Annotated in this window: 15 protein-coding genes; 10 read left to right on the top strand and 5 right to left on the bottom strand. The window is 62.4% G+C overall.

Features of this window, described 5'->3' with window-relative positions; translation table 11 throughout:
* Nucleotides 1-97: 97 nt before the first annotated feature.
* The 3 genes from gatC to thpR all read left to right on the top strand — a co-directional run bounded on the left by gatC (nt 98) and on the right by thpR (nt 2694).
* Nucleotides 98-391, top strand: a complete 294-nt coding sequence (gatC, locus tag GBB18_RS10510; RefSeq protein WP_151529985.1) for an Asp-tRNA(Asn)/Glu-tRNA(Gln) amidotransferase subunit GatC — start codon at nt 98-100, stop codon at nt 389-391.
* An 18-nt stretch (nt 392-409) separates the two neighbouring features.
* Nucleotides 410-1894, top strand: coding sequence for an Asp-tRNA(Asn)/Glu-tRNA(Gln) amidotransferase subunit GatA (gene gatA, locus GBB18_RS10505; protein WP_151549034.1), 1485 nt, complete (start codon nt 410-412; stop codon nt 1892-1894).
* Nucleotides 1895-2109: 215 nt separating this feature from the next.
* Entirely contained in the window at nt 2110-2694 is a 585-nt protein-coding gene (gene thpR, locus GBB18_RS10500) for an RNA 2',3'-cyclic phosphodiesterase (protein WP_151641632.1), read from the top strand.
* 170 nt (nt 2695-2864) lie between these two features.
* On the opposite strand, the gene GBB18_RS10495 is transcribed toward thpR, so the two are convergent.
* Nucleotides 2865-3179 carry a hypothetical protein gene (locus GBB18_RS10495; protein WP_151549032.1) on the bottom strand — a complete coding sequence of 105 codons (315 nt, stop codon included), beginning with the start codon at nt 3177-3179 and terminating at the stop codon, nt 2865-2867.
* A 159-nt stretch (nt 3180-3338) separates the two neighbouring features.
* Between GBB18_RS10495 and GBB18_RS10490 the strand changes: the two genes are divergently transcribed.
* The 4 genes from GBB18_RS10490 (at nt 3339) to GBB18_RS10475 (ending at nt 9224) form a co-directional block, all read left to right on the top strand.
* Nucleotides 3339-4859: a DHA2 family efflux MFS transporter permease subunit gene (locus tag GBB18_RS10490; RefSeq protein ID WP_225990288.1), complete on the top strand. Its 1521-nt coding sequence runs from the start codon at nt 3339-3341 to the stop codon at nt 4857-4859.
* Nucleotides 4860-4887: 28 nt separating this feature from the next.
* Nucleotides 4888-5919 (top strand): 6-phosphofructokinase, encoded by a 1032-nt coding sequence (locus GBB18_RS10485; RefSeq protein WP_151549030.1) that lies wholly within the window; start codon nt 4888-4890, stop codon nt 5917-5919.
* 64 nt (nt 5920-5983) lie between these two features.
* A complete protein-coding gene (gene gatB / locus GBB18_RS10480; RefSeq protein ID WP_151641631.1) occupies nt 5984-7489 on the top strand; it encodes an Asp-tRNA(Asn)/Glu-tRNA(Gln) amidotransferase subunit GatB in 1506 nt (501 codons plus the stop codon).
* Nucleotides 7490-7808: 319 nt separating this feature from the next.
* Entirely contained in the window at nt 7809-9224 is a 1416-nt protein-coding gene (locus GBB18_RS10475) for an HNH endonuclease signature motif containing protein (protein WP_192796025.1), read from the top strand.
* 128 nt (nt 9225-9352) lie between these two features.
* Here the strand turns inward: GBB18_RS10475 and GBB18_RS10470 are convergent, their stop codons facing one another.
* Nucleotides 9353-10711, bottom strand: a complete 1359-nt coding sequence (locus tag GBB18_RS10470) for a M20/M25/M40 family metallo-hydrolase (protein WP_151641629.1) — start codon at nt 10709-10711, stop codon at nt 9353-9355.
* An 81-nt stretch (nt 10712-10792) separates the two neighbouring features.
* On the opposite strand from GBB18_RS10470, the gene mgrA reads away from it, so the two are divergent.
* Complete coding sequence (mgrA, locus tag GBB18_RS10465; protein ID WP_151641628.1) at nt 10793-11887, top strand: L-glyceraldehyde 3-phosphate reductase; 1095 nt, start codon at nt 10793-10795, stop codon at nt 11885-11887.
* A gap of 105 nt (nt 11888-11992) precedes the next feature.
* Here mgrA and GBB18_RS10460 read toward each other — a convergent pair whose 3' ends face one another.
* Nucleotides 11993-12790, bottom strand: coding sequence for a LysE/ArgO family amino acid transporter (locus tag GBB18_RS10460; protein ID WP_151641627.1), 798 nt, complete (start codon nt 12788-12790; stop codon nt 11993-11995).
* Nucleotides 12791-12860: 70 nt separating this feature from the next.
* On the opposite strand from GBB18_RS10460, the gene GBB18_RS10455 reads away from it, so the two are divergent.
* Both GBB18_RS10455 and GBB18_RS10450 read left to right on the top strand, forming a co-directional pair.
* Nucleotides 12861-13739, top strand: coding sequence for a LysR family transcriptional regulator ArgP (locus tag GBB18_RS10455; RefSeq protein WP_151641626.1), 879 nt, complete (start codon nt 12861-12863; stop codon nt 13737-13739).
* 86 nt (nt 13740-13825) lie between these two features.
* Nucleotides 13826-15220 (top strand): DoxX family protein, encoded by a 1395-nt coding sequence (locus GBB18_RS10450; RefSeq protein WP_151641625.1) that lies wholly within the window; start codon nt 13826-13828, stop codon nt 15218-15220.
* 135 nt (nt 15221-15355) lie between these two features.
* Here the strand turns inward: GBB18_RS10450 and ilvD are convergent, their stop codons facing one another.
* Together ilvD and GBB18_RS10440 are read right to left on the bottom strand one after the other, a co-directional pair.
* Nucleotides 15356-17200 carry a dihydroxy-acid dehydratase gene (ilvD, locus tag GBB18_RS10445; RefSeq protein ID WP_151641624.1) on the bottom strand — a complete coding sequence of 615 codons (1845 nt, stop codon included), beginning with the start codon at nt 17198-17200 and terminating at the stop codon, nt 15356-15358.
* 507 nt (nt 17201-17707) lie between these two features.
* Nucleotides 17708-18325 (bottom strand): PH domain-containing protein, encoded by a 618-nt coding sequence (locus GBB18_RS10440; RefSeq protein ID WP_151641623.1) that lies wholly within the window; start codon nt 18323-18325, stop codon nt 17708-17710.
* Nucleotides 18326-18453 lie beyond the last annotated feature (128 nt).

Below are 18453 nucleotides of genomic sequence, written 5' to 3'. Positions count from 1 at the left end.
TCGTGGGGCCGCATGGGGCGGGGCACTCTGCTGCGTAGTAGCCGTAGGTTAAGCTAGGGAAGTTACAGCGAAACCCTAAGAGGAGGACGAATTCACCGTGGCTGATATTTCTCGCAGCGAGGTGGCCCACTTGGCTGACCTCGCCCGGCTAGCCCTAAGCGACGAGGAGCTCGATCACCTCGGCACGCAGATCATCAATATTGTTGATCACGTCGAGGCCGTGCAGGAAGTCGATACCGAAGGCGTCGAGCCGATGAGCCACCCGCACTCGGTATCCACTGGGATGCGGGAGGACGTGGTGAAGCCCTCGCTGACCCCGGAGCAGGCACTTGATCAGGCCCCCGACTCGGCCGAGCAGCGTTTTGCCGTGCCGCGGATTTTGGGCGAATAGAGAAGGGATAGCAACCACATGAGCTCTTATGTTGAATCGAGCGTAGAACTTCTCTCGCTCAGCGCCGCCGAACTGGCCACGAAGATCCACTCCGGCGAGGTATCCTCCCGCGAGGTCACCCAGGCCTACCTTGATCGCATTGCGGAGGTCGATGGAGATATCGGCGCCTATCTGCATGTTGGCGACGAGCAGGCCCTGGCGGCCGCCGATGCCGTGGATGAGTCTCTCGCCCGCGGCGAGCAGCCCGCCTCGGCCCTAGCCGGTGTTCCCTTGGCGCTGAAGGATGTCTTCGTCACCACCGACGCCCCCACCACGGCAGGGTCGAAGATGCTCGAGGGTTACATGAGCCCCTACGACGCCACCGTGACCCGCAAGCTGCGCGAGGCGGGCATCCCGATTCTCGGAAAAACCAATATGGACGAGTTCGCTATGGGCTCCTCCACCGAGAACTCGGCCTATAAACTCACCCGCAACCCCTATGACACCGAGCGCACCCCGGGTGGCTCCGGCGGCGGTTCCGCGGCGGCGCTGGCATCGCTGCAGGCGCCACTGGCTATCGGTACCGACACCGGCGGCTCGATCCGTCAGCCCGCCGCGCTGACCAACACCGTGGGCGTGAAGCCCACCTACGGCACGGTCTCGCGCTATGGCCTGATCGCCTGCGCCTCCTCCCTGGACCAGGGCGGCCCCGCCGCCCGCACCGTGCTCGACACCGCGCTGCTGCACGAAGTCATCGCCGGCGAGGACCCCTTCGACGCCACCTCCGTGAACAAGCCCGTCGCCCCCGTGGTCGACGCCGCCACCAAGGGCGCCCGCGGCGACCTCAGCGGCGTGACCGTGGGCTGCCCCAAGCAGTTCATTCGTGATGGCTACCAAGCCGGTGTCCTCGAGACCATCGACGCCTCCCTCGAGCAGCTCAAGCAGCAGGGCGCAACGATCGTCGAGGTGGATTGCCCCAGCTTCGACCACGCCCTCAACGCCTACTACCTGATCCAAACCTCGGAGATCTCCTCCAACCTGGCGCGCTTCGACGGCATGCGCTACGGACTACGCACCGGCGACGATGGCACCCACTCTGCCAACGACGTCATGGCCATGTCCCGCGCCGCCGGCTTCGGCGACGAGGTCAAACGCCGCATCATTCTCGGCACCTACACCCTCTCGGTGGGCTACTACGACGCCTACTACCTGCAGGCCCAGCGCGTGCGCACCATGATCGCCCGCGACTTCGCCCGCGCCTTCGAAACCGTCGACGTCATCGCCGGCCCCGTCACCCCGACCACCGCCTTCAAACTGGGCGACAAGATCGACGACCCGCTGGCTATGTACAACTTCGACCTCTTCACCCTGCCCTTGAACCTGGCAGGACTGGCCGGCATGTCGGTTCCCGCCGGCATGGCCCCCGACAGCGGCCTTCCCGTCGGCCTCCAGCTGATGGCACCCGCCTTCTGCGACGACCGCCTCTACACAGTCGGCGCCGCCTTCGAGGCCGGGCGCTCCTAGCGTCGTTGTCGGCACCGGCTGATATTCCGGCTGGCGCTACTGATCAGGCGCGGCACACCTGCAAAACCAGGTGCGCCGCGCCTTCTGCTACTACGCAGCAGAGTATTGCGTGTCTACATGAGGCTGCTCCATGGCGGTCCCTTTTGGGCTTTCACACCGAGATTCGGAGGGTGGTGGCGTCGAAAAGCGCTGGTGAGAACGCTACGCTGAGGTGTATGAGTGTGCGACTATTCACCGCGGTATATCCCAGTGACTCGGCCCGCGATCACTTGGCCGCTGCGCTGCGTAGTCTCTCCGCGGCGGGTCAGCTGCGGTGGAGCGAACCGTGCAGTTGGCATATCACCTGCCAGTTCTATGGCGAGATGCCGAGCGGAAGTATCGACACGGTGCAGCAGCAGCTGGCGGAGTCGCTTCGCGGCATGCCGGCGTTTCGGCTGGCGCTGCGCGGGGCAGGGGAGTTCCACGGCCGCTATCTGTGGATCGGGGTGGGAGATGGCAGGCGCGAGATGACCGACTGTATGCGGCGGTGTGTGCTGCCTGGAATCGAACCGGACCACGCCACCCCGCGCCCGCATCTCACGGTGGCCCGCACGCGGCGGGGGCGAGCGCAGGCTCATCGAGGCGGGCCGAAACAGAAGTGCGTTTCATCGCTCACCGCAGAACTTGCCCAAGATTGCACGCTATATGCGGGGCCCAGCTTCCTCGTGGATCGGGTGCATGTGCTGGTCTCCGAGCTGGGGGCGAGCCCAGACGGCGGCGCGCTGCATCGCCGTGTGGGAAGCATTCCGCTCGCCCAGTGATGAGAGGGACAGATGGTCGGCGGGGCCGCAAGCGCGCGGTGAGGCGACTGCGGGTAGTGGGGTGGTGGCGGCGGGGCGAGGGCCCCATAGCAATCACGCGCCGCAGCTAGACATGCCTGATTGGAAAGGCGCGAGCCGTGGCGCGTGGGGTGTCGCGGTGGAAAGCGGTGTTAGGCGTTATCGTTAAGCACCCATGCGGCGCCAGCGGAGGCGGCGGTGACAGTCAGCACGGCGGGCCAGGCGCCGATCTTCTTCGCCAGCGGGTGGGAGAGACCGAAACCAGCAACGTAGAGTCCGGTCAGCCCAGCAGCAACCACGCCGCCGCTCTTCTTGTACCAGCTGCGGGCCGCATAGCCGCCGGCGGCGGCGAGGACAGCCCCGCCGAGGGGACGGATCAAGGTTTCCCGAGCGGTGAGCCAGCCACCAATCAGGCCCACGGTGACCATGGCGGCAGTATTGACGTTCTCAGCTTTTTTCAGGTTCATACCGGCTATCGTAGCCCGCGATCGCAGCCGGTGGGGTGAACCGAGGCGGTCATCGGGGGTGAGCCACTCTGCTGCGTAGTAGCACCGTGAGACTAATGAGTGTGGGCTGGCGCGATGGGGTCGCAGGCGAGCATCGGCGGCGGAGTAGACTGGCGTGCCATGTCTACTCCTCGTTTTCCCGGACGGGATACCGACGCGGCTCGGGTGTGGTCCGCTGCGGCTGCTGGACCCAAGATGGCGTCGACAAGCGCTGATGCTGCGCGGCCTGGTGTTGATGCTGCGCGGCCTGGTAAGGGGCCCGCGGCGCCGATAGAGCAGGAGAGTCTGCGGCCGCAGTGGAAAGCGCTGGCGGCGCTCTGCATAGGTTTCTTTATGATTCTGCTGGATCAGACCATCGTGGCGGTGGCGACCCCGCAGCTGTATGCGCAGCTTGATGCGACGCTCACCGAGGTGGTGTGGGTGACCAGTAGCTATCTGCTGTGTTTTGCGGTGCCGCTTTTGGTGACCGGGCGCCTGGGGGATCGGTATGGTCAGCGCGAGGTCTACATGGTGGGCATGGCGGTGTTTACGCTGTCCTCGCTGGCGTGTGGGTTGTCGCAGTCGGTGCATGCGCTGATCATCGCCCGCGCGGTGCAGGGCATTGGTGCGGCGCTGTTGACTCCGCAAACGATGAGTGTGATTAACCGGATCTTTCCGCGTCATCGCCGCGGCGCCGCCATGGGCGTGTGGGGTGCGGTGGCGGGTTTGGCGAATCTCGCTGGCCCGCTGCTCGGCGGGCTGCTGGTGTCTCGCTTCGGATGGCAGTGGATTTTCTTCGTCAATGTCCCCATTGGTGTGGTCTCGATTGTGTTGGTGTGGGCCTGGGTGCCCGCACTGGAGCGGGTGGCGCGCCGGATTGATCTCGCGAGCGTGGCGATCAGCATGATTGGTATGTTCGCGTTGGTCTTCGCGGTGCAGCAGGGGCCTGCCCTCCACTACGCACCAGTGGTGTGGGTGTTGTTCGCACTGGCGCTCTGCTGCGTAGTAGCATTCATCGCGCTGCAACGCCGCGCCGCCCGCGCCCAGCGTGACCCCCTGGTTCCGCTCCAGATTTTCGGCTACCGCAACTTCTCAATCGGGGCGTTCTCGATCGCCATGATGGGCTTTTGCGTGAACTCGATGATGCTGCCGGTGATGCTGTTTCTGCAGTCCACCCACGGGATGAGCGCCCAGCAGGCCAGTTTCCTTCTGATCCCGATGGCGCTGGTGGCCTTCGTGCTCGCTCCAGTGACAGGGCGCATGTCCGACCGGGTGCATCCGCGCACGATGTCGCTGGTGGGTTTCGGCGGCTGTGTGCTTGTGCTTGGGGCGATGACGGGGCTGATGCTTATCGACGCCGCCCCGCTGCTGCTGATGATCCCGCTCACTCTTTTCGGTGTGGCGAGCGCGTTTGTGTGGGCCCCTAACTCGGTGGCGACCATGAGGGAGCTGACCCCGGAGCTCTCCGGTGCGGGCTCGGGGGTGTATAACACTACGCGTCAGCTTGGTTCGGTGATTGGCGCCGCCGCTGTGGGGGCGGTGCTATCGACGAGCGTGGCGCTCGCGATGTCCTTGCCGATGCTGGCGATGATCTGTGGATTAGTGACTGTAAGCAAATACACGTTTCCGAAACCGGAAAATACGCTGTCCGATCGGGCATAACACAAAGATAAGGACTAGACTGAAACGCATGCGTATTGCGACTCTGACTTCTGGTGGCGACTGCCCCGGCCTGAATGCTGTTATCCGCGGTATCGTTCGTACTGCGACCGCCGAGTATGGTTCCACTGTGGTGGGATACCAAGACGGCTGGGTGGGCCTGCTTGAGGATCGCCGCACCCAGCTCTATGACGACGAGAGTATTGACCGCATCCTGCTGCGCGGCGGCACCATCTTGGGTACCGGCCGTTTGCACCCGAACCAGTTCCGCGAGGGGATCGATCAAGTCAAGGCGAACCTGGAGGATGCGGGCATTGACGCCCTGATTCCGATCGGCGGCGAGGGCACTCTCAAGGGCGCGAAGTGGCTCTCCGATAATGGCATCCCCGTGGTGGGCGTACCGAAAACCATTGACAATGACGTCAATGGCACGGACTACACCTTCGGTTTTGATACCGCAGTGTCTGTGGCCACCGACGCCATCGACCGTCTCCACACCACCGCTGAATCTCACAACCGCGTGATGATCGTGGAGGTCATGGGCCGCCACGTGGGCTGGATTGCTCTGCACGCCGGCATGGCTGGCGGCGCCCACTACATCGTGGTTCCGGAGCATCCCTTCGACATCAATGACATTTGTAAGCGTATGGAACGCCGCTTCCAGATGGGCGAGAAGTACGGCATTATCGTCGTCGCCGAGGGAGCGCTGCCCAAGGAGGGCACTATGGACTTCGCCGAGGGTGAGGAAGACCAGTTTGGTCACAAGACCTTCAATGGTATCGGCCAGGTCATTGGCGAGGAGATCAAAAAGCGCCTCGGTCAGGATGTGCGCACCACCGTGCTGGGACATATCCAGCGCGGCGGCACCCCGACCGCTTTCGACCGTGTGCTCGCCACCCGCTATGGCGTGCACGCCGCCCGTGCCTGCCACAACGGCGACTTCGGTAAGTCTGTTGCTTTGCGCGGTGAACACATCGAGCTGGTGGATCTTGATGTTGCCGTGGGCAAGCTGAAGAGCGTGCCCGAGGGGCGCTACCGCACTGCTCAGGCGCTGTTTGGCTAAAGAGTAGAAGGATCATGGCCCGCATGGATATCTCCGTGCGGGCCATGAACTATTATGGGGTGCTATGACGCAAGCGGATTTTGACCTGATGGACTTCGAGGATGTCCTCGCCACCTACGATCCCGTGATGGGGCTTGAGGTGCATGTGGAGCTGTCGACAGAGACCAAAATGTTCTCGGCGAGCTCCGCGCATTTCGGAGACACCCCGAACTCGAATGTGGATCCGGTGAGCTTGGGCCTGCCTGGGGCGCTGCCGGTAGTTAATGCCAAGGGCGTGGAATGGGCGATCAAGATTGGCTTGGCGTTGAATTGTTCGATCGCGGAGTCCTCGCGCTTTGCACGCAAGAACTACTTCTATCCGGACCAGCCGAAGAATTACCAGATCTCGCAATACGATGAGCCGATCGCCTATGACGGCTACCTCGATGTGGTTCTCGATGATGGCGAGGTGTTCCGCGTCGAGATCGAGCGCGCTCATATGGAGGAAGATACCGCCAAGCTGACCCACATCGGCGGCGCCGACGGACGCCTCCAGGGTGCCACCTCCTCGCTGGTTGATTGCAACCGAGCCGGTGTGCCGCTTATTGAGATCGTGACCAAGCCGATCGAAGGCGCCGGCGCCCGCACCCCTGAGGTGGCCCGCGCCTATGTGTCGGCGCTGCGTGATCTCGTCAAGGCGCTTGGGGTCTCCGATGCTCGCATGGACCAGGGTTCGATGCGTTGCGACGCCAACCTGTCCCTGCGCCCCATCGGGCAGAGCGAGTTCGGCACCCGCACCGAGACCAAAAACATCAACTCGGTGCGGTCCGTGGAACAGGCCGTGCGCTTCGAGATGCAACGCCAGGCCGCGGTGCTGCAGGATGGGGGCTCGATCCGCCAAGAGACTCGGCACTATCAGGAAACTGATGGCACGACCACGCAGGGTCGCCGCAAGGAAACCGCCGATGACTACCGCTACTTCAATGACCCTGACCTGCCGCCGGTGGTTGCGCCGCGCGAGTGGGTAGAGGAGATCCGCGCTACGCTGCCGGAGCTGCCGTGGGTGCGTCGGGCGCGCTTGCAGCAGGAATGGGAGCTATCGGATGCCGCCATGCGCGATCTAGTGAATGCAGGCGCCCTCGATCTCATCGTCGCCACCATGGATGCTGGCACCACCTCCGCTGAAGCCCGCTCGTGGTGGGTGTCCTATCTGTCCCAAAAGGCCAATGAGCTCGAGGTCGATCTTGAGCAGCTGGCCATCACCCCCGAGCAGGTCGCCGAAGTTGTGGGCATGATCAACGAGGGCAAGCTCACCAACAAGCTCGCTCGCCAGGCTGTTGATGGCGTGCTCGCTGGCGAGGGCAGCGTCTCCGAGGTTGTGTCCCAGCGCGGCCTTGAAGTGATGCGCGACGACGGCACCATCGAGAAGGCCGTCGATGAGGCACTGGCTGCCAACCCTGACATCGTGGAAAAGTACAAGGCAGGCAACAAGAAGGTCACCGGCGCCATCGTCGGCGCCGTGATGAAGGCTACCCGCGGCAAGGCTGACCCGGCGGTAGTCAACCAGCTCATCGCTTCGAAGCTACAGTAACTACGCAGCAGAGCTGCCGGCAGCGACCTCGAGAGAGGTGCTGCCGGCTTTTTCGTGCGCGCAGTGTGGGTGGATTGGTGTGTGGGGAAAGGGACTACGCATCAGCAGTTGCGGCGTATTTTTCCTGTTCGCGCTCTGATGCGTAGTTCCTTCCCGAGAGTGTCGATGACCGCACAACCATCGTCCCAAGCTGTGCATAAAATTCGCGCAATCCACAGTTCAGTAGCGTGGCGCGGCGAAAGCGTGGCGGAGGGGGTGCGGATTTGTCACAGTGCTGTCAACACACACAACAACGAGCATTGTTGCCATGGGGGGACACATGATGACCGCACTTATCGACGAAATTAGCCAGTACGAGGCCTTCTTGCTTCGTCTCACCGAAGAATTGGAATCAGGTGTGGAGGATTTCGACAACGTTATAGCCACCTATCAGAGATTGGAGCAGCTTCAAGATCTGAAAGCCCACACTGATGTTTTGCTCGCGCACCGCGTTCGAAGTGAGAAGGCTGTTGCCGTAGCTGGTACGAAAAAGCCCGTTCGGTTTTTACAAGACACTTTGGGGTGGTCGAAAACGCGGGCATCGAATGTGTCTACCCAGGCGGCACGGTTATACGGGCCAATTAAGGACGCACCGCCAGAGGACGAGCCGGCCCACGAGACGGCGCAGCGCGTTGAAGAGGCTCGCCAGTTACGGGCTTTGAGCGTCGATAAGCTGCGGCGCCATCGGTTGAGCGCCGATATGCGCCGGCTCATTGAAACGAGTTTGGCTGGGTTGCGCACGAAAGACGCGCGCATTCGCGAATCGATTCGCCTCGAAGCGGTCAGCTATGGTGCCGAGCATTCCTATGATGACACCCGTGAGCTGCTGATTCTGCGTGTGCGCCGGGCAAATAGTTCGCTGCCCGACGCGCACCGCGATAGCGCCGCTTCTCGACGCTTAACTATCACCAAACCCGGAACCGATGGCAATGTGGGGATATTCGGGCGTATTGCGCCCGATGCAGCAGCAGTCCTGACAGATCAGGTCGATCGCGAAATGAGAAAGCCTCGCCCCAAGGGGGATCAGCGTTCTTATCACCAACGCTACGAAGAGGCGTTTAGCGCCGTCATTAAACGTGGCACAGGGAATGCAGACAGCACGCTGGTGGTGTGCATTTCGCCTAAAGATTTCACCCACTGCGATTACGCCAATGCCGGCATCGAACATCCCACCAATACGGGTATTCCCTTGTCCACTGAGCAAGTCATGGCGCTCGGCATGAAAAAATACGGATTCCTTGCAGTCCATGATCCGCATACTGGCGATGTTCTTCGGCTAGGACGATTCGAGCGCTGTGCCAATACTTTCCAGCGCATTGCCTTGGCCGCGGCGCAGAATGTGTGCTCGCATCCTGGGTGCTCGACACCCATTTCCAAATGCGAAATTCACCATATCGAGCCCTATGCGCAGGGTGGGGCGACGGATATTGACAACCTCACCTGTCTCTGTCGTATCCATCACAGCGACAACGATGACACCCGCGCCCACCACAGCAAACACCATGCAGCGCGGGACCCCAAGACGGGGCGAGTAGGTGCGACCCGCGGGGCACACGCCGCAGAGTCCAGCCCAGAAGTCCACGTCAACGACTCCGTGGCAGCGCAGCAAGCACCTGGTGCAAAAGTGCGGGCCCAGCCCTGGCCCGAGCCGTGTGCCTATCACAACCAGGACACCGCCACCGACGCTCAGAGTTAATGTTGCGCCACCCTCGGTGAGAACTACACCCCTGCGCCCCTAGCAGTGGCGGCGGCGGACGAGGGGGAAGACGCCCCGTGCGAGGTGGTTGAGAACAGTGCGGGCGGCGTCGTTAAGGCGCATGGGGACTACGCAGCTGCGAAGCGTTCAGTCACCCCTAGGTATGCGCGGAGAGTCAGCTCTAGGTCTTCGAGGTGGAGGTGCTCGTCGTGGGCGTGCAGCTGGGCCTGCACGTCGCCGAGCGTGCGCCCCGCAGCATGTGCTGCAAAGCCATAGCCAACGCCGCCCATTTTACGGGCGAAGCGCAAATCTGAACCCCCTGAAGCAATGATGGGAAGCACCTGTTCCTCGGGGAAGAGCTCGGCCAAAGTTGCGCTGATCGCGTCGTAGAGCGGCGAATCGGTGGGGGAGACCGTGGCATCTTCGCAGATCAGCCGTTCGATGCGGCAGTGACTACGCAGCTCGCCAATAGCATCTAGGAGATGGGCATCGACATCGTCTTGGGTCATGCCTGGGGTCGGGCGGATATCGAGATCCACATATCCAGACGAGGGAAGGACGTTGATGGGGCCGCCGGCGCGAACAACCGTGGGAGCCACAGTGGTGTGGGAGATTGCATGCGCGAAGCGTGACATCTCGCCGAACGGACTGTAATCAGTCGTGTCGTGGGCGAGAAATGCGCGCTCAGTTTCGGGATCGAACTCGAAGGCACGGACGAACGGCTCCCACAGGGGTTGATCAGAAGGGATAGACAATGCGGCTAACCGAGTGGTGACTTCACCTAGGATGCCAGTGGTCATTCTTGTTCCCCACGGAGTCGATGCGTGCCCAGGATCTCCGGTTAAGTGAATACGTCGCTGGGCAGCTCCTTTCTCGCCGGCGTTGACTACTACGCAGCGCGAGGTGCCATTGAGCACGATGTGCCCACCGCCGGTCTCGCCAAGGCAATGATCAAAGGAAAGAGCATCGGGTTGGTTCTCGGCGATCCAACCCGCCCCGAGTCCACCACGTGCCTCTTCATCGGCGAGAGCAGCAAATTGGATCGGGCGGCGAAGATGATTCTGTGCGGCAGCCCATTTAGTCACAACAGCTTGCACTGCAGTGATGAACAACATGTCTACTGCGCCCCGGCCATAGATCTTGCCGTCTTCGATCACCGCGTCGAAGCACGGTTTGGTCCAGTGCTGTTCGTCGACGACAACGACGTCGGTGTGGCCGAAGAAGGTAAGAGGCGAGAGCCCCTCATCTTTGGCTGGGGCGGCAGTAACGATGAGAGTGGTGCGACCTGGGCTGGGCTCAATGCTCTCAATTGAGAGACGCTCACGAACTTCGGCCGGAGCGTCTGAGAAGAACTCACGGAGGGTCTCGGCGGTACGCTCCTCGTTGCCCGAGCCGGGAGTGAAATCGTTGACGCACGCGTTGCGGATCAGTGTGCGAAGTAGTTCAAGAGTGGAGTCGTAGAGCTGATGCGTAGTCATCTTCCTCATATTATGGGCTAGCAGCGGCAATGGGGGAGAGACTCCGTTTCGTAGTAGCACGATCGCCACTGACGCAGGCACACTGGGAGCATGTCATTCACAGTAGAAGCTCCCCAGTCTTATCAACCCGCGCCGGACCGCTACGAGTCCATGAACTATCGTCGCGTGGGCAATTCAGGTCTAAAATTGCCGCCCCTTTCGCTCGGGTTGTGGCACAACTTTGGCGATGACCGTCGTCTCGACGTGCAGCGAGATATTGTGCGTAGTGCCTTTGATCTCGGCGTCACGCACTTTGACCTGGCCAATAACTATGGGCCGCCCGCCGGCTCCGCGGAGCGTAACTTCGGCGAGATTCTGCGTAGCGATTTCGCAGGGCATCGCGATGAGATGATCATCAGCTCGAAGGCAGGGTGGAACATGTGGCCCGGCCCCTACGGGTTTGGTGGCTCGCGCAAGTACTTGATGTCCTCCTTGGATCAATCGCTGGACCGGTTGGGGGTGGATTACGTGGACATCTTCTACCACCACCGCCCCGATCCGGATACGCCGTTGGAGGAGACGATGTATGCCCTGCGCGATATCGTCGCCTCTGGAAAAGCGCTCTATGTGGGTATTTCTTCCTATGGACCAGAGCTGACGGCCGAAGCCGCCTCGATCATGCAGGAAGAAGGCTGCCCGTTGCTGATCCATCAGCCGAGCTATTCGATTGTGAACCGTTGGGTCGAAGAACCCGGCGAGGACGGCGAGTCCCTCCTCGAATCCGCCGCCGACAACGGGCTCGGAGTGATTGCCTTCTCGCCGCTGGCTCAGGGACTACTTACCGACCGCTATCTCGACGGCGTGCCCGCCGATTCCCGCGCGGCTGAGAAAGGCTCTTTTGGCGAAAGCATGCTCTCCGAGAGCAATCTAGCCATGGTGCGGGCCCTCGACGACATTGCGCGCGAGCGCGGACAAAGCCTCGCCCAAATGGCCATCGCTTGGGTATTGCGCGAGCAAGGTGACTTCGGTGAGCTAACGGTGGCCTCGGCCCTGGTGGGTGCATCGTCTGCGCAACAGCTGCGCCACAACGTGGCGGCACTGGACAATCTGGATTTCACAGACGCCGAGCTGGCCGCCATCGACGAGGCCTCCGATGATGCCGGAATCAACATTTGGGCTGGGGCAACCGCGTCGAAGAAAAAGTAACTACGCAGCCGCAGTGGGCAGCCCCGCAACCACGGGTCATCGGGTCGACAAAGCGAGGTGGCGTCGATAATGCTTGTCGACGCCACCTCGCATGCGCTTGACACGCTAGTGCAAGGCCAATCGCACCGTGATGATCACCATGACAATGCCGATGGCGAAGTTGAGTCGGCGCCAATTCTGCGGCTTCGACAGCGGCCGGGCTAGCGCACGTGCACCGAAACCGATGGTGGGAAACCACAACACGCTTGCTGCCAGGGCGCCGGCGGAAAATTCCCAACGACCGACGGGCCCGAATTGGTTGGCGAGCCCGCCCAGCATGACCAGCGTGTCGATATAGGCGGCCGGATTGAACCAGGTAAACACGAGCGCGGCGATCACCGGCCTGAGCCACGGTTTCTCGGAGGTGGCGATGCGGCTGCGGCGCTTGGTGGCAACACTACCGCCGGAGACGTAGCCACTGCCGTGATCGCTGTGCTCCTCGCCGAGGTTAGTGCGGCGGAAAGACGTGTCCTGGAGTGCGCCTGCCTCGGCGATGATCTCGGGGGTGCTGTGCGTAGTAGCATCCTCGCCATGCAGATCAATCTCTTCGGGATCGCGTACATCCGTGGTGCGAAGTGCCCCCGCCTTTGGAGCGAGCGCATCTCGGAAACAGGTGTAAGCGAAGTAGCTGAGATACACCACCCCAGCCCATTTCAGGGCGACAAGCGCGGTGGGGGCCTTCTCGACGAGTACGCCCATTCCAGCAGTGCCGCCGAGAATGAGCAGAATGTCGGAGAGGAGGCAGACGGCGACGACCGCGCCCACGGCGACTCCCTTAACGCCTTGTTTGAGCAGGAGCGCGTTCTGCGGTCCGATCGCGATGATCAGGGACAATCCAACGAAGAAGCCATTCAGTGCAATCACGTACTCAATATTCTTGCACTCCTCGCGTGAAGGAAAATTAAGTATTCTTCACCTGCGTTAAAATTGCTTCATGGACAACGTCAAGCTGAATACGCTCCTCGCCGTCGTCGATGAAGGCAGCTTCGAAGCAGCCGCTTCACGGCTCGGCATCACTCCCTCGGCGGTCAGTCAGCGGATCAAGGCGCTGGAAAACACGATCGGGCGGGTGCTGCTCAAACGCGCCAATCCCGTCCGGGCCACCGAGGCGGGAGAAATCCTCGTCCAGGCAGGTCGCCGCATGGCGCTGCTACAGGCCGAAACCGACGCCCAACTGCGGGGGAGGCTTGGCCGCGTGCCCCTGGCCATCGCCATTAACGCCGACTCACTCTCCACCTGGTTTCGGCCGGTGCTTGCCGACGTCGCCTCGTGGAATAGCGCGTCATTGCGACTACGCATCGAAGACGAATCCCATTCCCGCAACCTCTTGCGCCGCGGTGACGTCCTCGGCGCCGTCACCCGCGAAGCCGAGGCAGTCTCCGGTTGTGAATCCCACTATCTCGGCGTCATGCGCTATCGCGCGGCCGCGCATCCCCGGCTCCTCGACACCTACACCCACCCCGACGGCAGTCTCGACTGGGCCTCGATGCCCGCACTGCGCTACGGCCCCAACGACGAGCTCCAGGAACACGACCTGCTCGGGCGACTACGCAGTGGCGAAGACGGTCGCCACCGCAGCGTCTCTTGGATCCCCTCATCGGAAGACTTTGTCTACGCAGCCCGCGTCGGCCTCGGCTGGGGCCTACTTCCCGAGACACAACTACGCCCACTCCTCGACAGCGGCGACGTGGTCCTCCTTGATGACAGCGTCGAAGAAGTCCACCTCTACTGGCAGCACTGGCGACTCGAATCACCCATCTTGGGTGCGCTCAGCGACGCTGTCCTAGACGCCGCCACCGCCCTCGAGCAATAACAATCCTGTAAAGGTTCCCTCACACTCACGGCACGCCGGTGAGGAAATCCTTCGTTTCACCAGCTCGGCGCTATACGCTGAGCTGCATGACCAAGCCTGAGAACCCCCGTCCCGACAAGGCCCGTGCCGACGACTTCGGCGAGGACACCGAAATCCCCACCTACAACCCCAAGGATTCCGCGAGCTCGGCCGATGCGCGCCGGGATTCCAAGAATGCCAAGGCTTCGGAGTCGCAACGCGCATCCGAAAAGCCTGCGGCTAGCCAGCACGCAGCGAGTGCGCGCGACGAGGCTCACTCTAAGAAACAGTCCTCTGCTACTACGCAGCAGAGTCCCACCCCCGAGCCGAAGAAGCCTGGCAAGCGCTCCACGGCGGGCAGTATTTACGAACGCACTGGCCGTGCAGCACCGCAGGCCATTCCGCCCCGCGGTCAGGCTGGCCAGGCTGAGCAAACGCACGCTGCAGAACCTGCAGAGCCTGCAGCACAACCCGCGAACGACGCACCGGAGCGCGGTGTTGCTCCGGTGCGTAGTAGCACCCCTAGTCGAGAAGAGGACAGCAACGAAACTGTCGTGATGCCCCGCGCCGGCGCAGCTGCCGCGGCTGCTGCTTCTGCTCAGGCCGACTCTGATAAGCATCCTGAGCGTTCCCGTCCGCTCGCATCGGATGCTCCGACTAGCGCTCGCGACACTCGCACCACGGAGCCTGAAGGCTCGCAGGCGGCTGCGCCCCAGCCTGCCGCTGATCGACGCCAACCCCCGCACCCCGAGCCGAACCGCCCGACCGCGGAGGAGACTGTGGCTCTTCAGCGCCCCCAGCCGGCAGGCGAGGCGGATTATGACGCGGACTACGCACAAGCGCCGGGCGTGGCTGCAGCGCCGGCTGCCGGCCCCCAGTGGGTCGAGGGCGATATGGCGGAGCCGGCTGATGATGACGAACAGCCTTATGACCCGGCGTTGGACCACCGCCGTGGCACCTTGGACTTCGGTATCTTCTTGCTTCGCGTGGGCGTGGGCGCACTGCTGATCCTCGCCGGAGTGAAGACCTTCTTCCAGCTTGGCGACTCCGAGGGCCTGTCTGGGTTGGAAAACGAGTTCAGCGGCTACGCCATGCCGTGGCTGCTGTCGGTTGTTCAGCCCAGTCTGCAGCTGCTCGCCGGTGTGTTCTTGCTGCTTGGTCTCTTGACCCCGGTCGCTGCGGCCGTGGGTATTGTCGCCACGTTGTTGTCTGCGCTGCACCAGATCGATGTGCTCAACGCAGGCGTGAATCCGTTGAATTGGTCGGGCGAGGTGCTCTTCTGCGTAGTAATGATTCTCGCAGTACTTGCCCTCCAGTTCACCGGCCCGGGCAAGCTATCTCTCGACTTCAACCGCTCGTGGGCGCACCGCCCCTTGTTGAGCTCGTGGCTGTGGGTGCTTGTTGGTAGCGCGGCCGCCGTCGCACTGTGGTGGTTTGGCGCCGGAGTTAATCCGCTGAATTAGCGCCGCAACACTTAGCCGAAAGGGGCTGGTCGTCACAGACCAGCCCCTTTTTTATTTTGCGCACTACGCACAAGGCTTATCGACGCCGTCTATTCCGCAACCGCCACGGCTTGGAAGAAGCGCCACCCGCTAGCCCTAGTCGACGATGCGCACAGCTCCCTTATCTGCCGAGGACGCCATGGCGGCATAGGCTTTGAGTGCCTTGCTCACTGCGCGGGGTCGGTCCTGGTGTGGAGTGAAGGGGTGTTGACGGGAATTTTCCTCTTCGCGGCGTGCGGCGAGTTCGTCTGCGGAGATATCGGCGTGAATGGTCCGTGTGGCGACGTCGATAAGTATGGGATCTCCGGTGCGTACGAGGCCGATGGTGCCGCCGGCGGCGGCTTCGGGGGAGACGTGGCCGATGGACAGCCCGGAGGAGCCGCCGGAGAAGCGGCCATCGGTGACGAGCGCGCACTTTTTGCCCAAGCCGGCGCCCTTGATGAACGCGGTGGGGTGCAGCATTTCCTGCATGCCGGGGCCACCGGCGGGGCCTTCGTAGGTGACGAAGAGGACTTCGCCGGGCTGCAGCACCTTGTTCAGGATCACAGACACGGCCTCTTCCTGGGATTCCACGACGCGGGCGGTGCCTTCAAAGTGGAATTGCTCCTCGGAGATACCGGCGGTTTTCAAAATGGCGCCATCCTCGGCGATGTTGCCGCGCAGCACGCACAGGCCACCTTCGGCGGTATAGGCGTGCTCGACGTCGCGGATGCATCCACCGGCGGCGTCGGTGTCGAGGCTTTCCCAGCGATTCTCGGTGGAGAACGGCTGCGTAGTACGTACCCCACCGGGGGCTGCGTGGAAGAGATCCGTTGCTTCTTCGCTCGGATTCTCGGCGCGAATATCCCAGTGGGCGATGTAGTCGGCCAGGGAGTCGGAGTGCACTGAATGGACGGTGTCCTTAAGCAGGCCGCCGCGGTAGAGCTCACCCAAGATGGCGGGGATGCCGCCGGCTCGGTGCACGTCTTCCATGAAGTAGTCGGAATTAGGGGCCACCTTGGACAGGCACGGGGTGCGCCGCGAGATCGCATCGATATCGTCGAGGGTGAAGTCGATCTCACCCTCGATGGCGGCGGCCAGAATGTGCAGCACCGTGTTGGTAGAACCGCCCATAGCCACGTCGAGTGTCATGGCGTTGGTGAAGGCATCTCGGTTGGCGATGGCGCGCGGCAACACCGAGGCGTCCTCTTCTGCGTAGTAGCGGTGGGCGATCTCAACGATGCGCTGCCCAGCCCGCTCGAAGAGGCGGCGCCGGTAGGCGTGGGTGGCCAGGGTGGAGCCATTGCCCGGCAGGCTCAGCCCGAGGGCCTCAGTGAGGCAGTTCATCGAGTTGGCGGTGAACATCCCGGAGCAGGACCCGCAGGTGGGGCAGGCAGAGTTGCTGATTTGCTCGAGGTGGTGATCATCGACGGTGTCGTTGGCGGAGGCGGAGATCGCGTCCACCAGATCGGATCCGCGCTTGGCGACGCCATCAACCACGATCGCCTCGCCCGATTCCATGGGCCCGCCGGAGACAAAGATGGTGGGGATGTTCAACCGCAGCGCCGCGTTGAGCATGCCTGGGGTGATCTTGTCGCAGTTAGAGATACAGACTAGGGCGTCGGCGGTGTGGGCGTTGACCATGTACTCAACCGAGTCGGCGATGATTTCGCGCGAGGGCAGTGAGTAGAGCATGCCGTTGTGGCCCATTGCGATGCCGTCGTCGACGGCGATGGTGTTGAACTCCTTGGGCACACCCCCAGCGGCGCGCACCGCATCGGCGACGATATCGCCGACATTCTTCAGGTGCACATGCCCTGGAACGAACTGAGTGTAGGAGTTGGCGATGGCCACGATGGGCTTGCCGAAATCCTCCGGTTTGGTGCCAGTTGCTTGCCAGAGGGCGCGCGCCCCAGCGGCATTGCGGCCGACAGTTGTCACACGTGAGCGAAGGGGAATCATAAGGTGAACACTTCCGAAAAAGATGATTGATGGGTGACTACGCTACAGAGTAGAGGGTCAGCCCTGAATAATTAGTGACGGGGGCAGCTTTAGCCCACCACGTTGCGCGATAATGCTCGGCTGTTCTAGCGGCTTTATGCAGATTATCGACGCTTCCACTCTGCTTTTCCACCAAAAATAACGAAGGCTATCGCTGCGATCTTCTCGCGCGGATAGCGCAATCGGCGGCGGGTGTGCGCGGGGAGTCGGGCTGATGCGTAGTAGCATCCACCGCGCGTGTGCCCTGGGAAGAAATGGCGTTGGCGAAGCCGCTCTCAGGACGCGGGATCAGCCGAGGCCTGAGAGACGGATGGACTCGCGAGCGCTGGTGTGCTCAGCAGCGCGCGCCGACACCGCCGCGCCGATGCACAGCGCCAGCGCCACACCCAGCGCCGGCACTACCGCACCGCGAGCATTGCCGCACCAGCTCAGCTCACCGCAACCCAGCCGCAGCTTCTGCGCTGCAGTCTAGCCTTGAGGCTTGTCCTTGTGATCGGTGGAGGCGTCGCGATCGGGTGTTTTCTCGCGAAGCTCGCTGCGTCCATCCCTTTGGATCACTTCGACCTTCTCCGCGGCGGCGGCGCGCCCTTGGGTGATGGGGTCGGGGATACGGCCTTGGGAGGCGGCTTCCAGTTTGGACAGGGAATTAAAGGTCACGCCTGGCATGCGGTGTTTGCGGGAGTCGGAGGTGCGCAGGAGGGCCTTTGCTCCGGAAAACTCCACGCCCTCGATATTATCCCAGGGCACGGTCGTGGAGGAGCCGAAGGCGGGGGAGATGGTGATGCCCGCCGGCCCCACCAGCGTGGCGGACTTTAAGACGTAATAGATGAATATCAGCGGCAAAAGCAGGATCCAGCCGAGAATCAGCGGCTGATAGGCCACGCCCACGAGCGCGATGAGGATCATGATCACGGCCGCTAAGATGTGGCTGCGGTCGGGGCGGAAGCTGGTGACGGTGTCGTCGCGCTGTCCAGCAGTATTGGCCCGGTTACTCGAGCGGGCAGTATCGGCTCGGCCCGTGATGTCTGTGCTGCGGGAGCGGGAGGATCGTGCGGGCTTATCTGAGTGTCCGGGGCGTGAGTTCATAGCTGCCTATTCTACGTCCGTCGTCTCGCTGGGATTATTAGCCTCCGACTTCTCCGGTTCGGACTGCTCTGGCTCTCGGGACGAGCTACTCGGGGCGGGCGAGTTGTTGGGTGCAGGGGAGGTGGTGG

The sequence above is a fragment of the Corynebacterium sp. 11A genome, from assembly GCF_008930935.1.
In the GTDB taxonomy this organism is placed as follows: Bacteria; Actinomycetota; Actinomycetes; order Mycobacteriales; family Mycobacteriaceae; genus Corynebacterium; species Corynebacterium megadyptis.
The sequence above is the reverse complement of the archived record's forward strand: the minus strand, read 5'-3'. Positions and strand labels throughout refer to the sequence as shown.

What these genes read in the sequence shown, in the direction of transcription:
- gatB (WP_151641631.1), top strand. Translation starts at nt 5,984, where the DNA reads ATGACGCAAGCGGATTTTGACCTGATGGACTTCGAGGATGTCCTCGCC.
- GBB18_RS10490 (WP_225990288.1), top strand. Translation starts at nt 3,339, where the DNA reads ATGTCTACTCCTCGTTTTCCCGGACGGGATACCGACGCGGCTCGGGTG.
- GBB18_RS10440 (WP_151641623.1), bottom strand. Translation starts at nt 18,325, where the DNA reads ATGAACTCACGCCCCGGACACTCAGATAAGCCCGCACGATCCTCCCGC.
- GBB18_RS10485 (WP_151549030.1), top strand. Translation starts at nt 4,888, where the DNA reads ATGCGTATTGCGACTCTGACTTCTGGTGGCGACTGCCCCGGCCTGAAT.
- GBB18_RS10450 (WP_151641625.1), top strand. Translation starts at nt 13,826, where the DNA reads ATGACCAAGCCTGAGAACCCCCGTCCCGACAAGGCCCGTGCCGACGAC.
- GBB18_RS10475 (WP_192796025.1), top strand. Translation starts at nt 7,809, where the DNA reads ATGATGACCGCACTTATCGACGAAATTAGCCAGTACGAGGCCTTCTTG.
- mgrA (WP_151641628.1), top strand. Translation starts at nt 10,793, where the DNA reads ATGTCATTCACAGTAGAAGCTCCCCAGTCTTATCAACCCGCGCCGGAC.
- GBB18_RS10455 (WP_151641626.1), top strand. Translation starts at nt 12,861, where the DNA reads ATGGACAACGTCAAGCTGAATACGCTCCTCGCCGTCGTCGATGAAGGC.
- GBB18_RS10495 (WP_151549032.1), bottom strand. Translation starts at nt 3,179, where the DNA reads ATGAACCTGAAAAAAGCTGAGAACGTCAATACTGCCGCCATGGTCACC.
- ilvD (WP_151641624.1), bottom strand. Translation starts at nt 17,200, where the DNA reads ATGATTCCCCTTCGCTCACGTGTGACAACTGTCGGCCGCAATGCCGCT.
- GBB18_RS10470 (WP_151641629.1), bottom strand. Translation starts at nt 10,711, where the DNA reads ATGAGGAAGATGACTACGCATCAGCTCTACGACTCCACTCTTGAACTA.
- thpR (WP_151641632.1), top strand. Translation starts at nt 2,110, where the DNA reads ATGAGTGTGCGACTATTCACCGCGGTATATCCCAGTGACTCGGCCCGC.
- gatA (WP_151549034.1), top strand. Translation starts at nt 410, where the DNA reads ATGAGCTCTTATGTTGAATCGAGCGTAGAACTTCTCTCGCTCAGCGCC.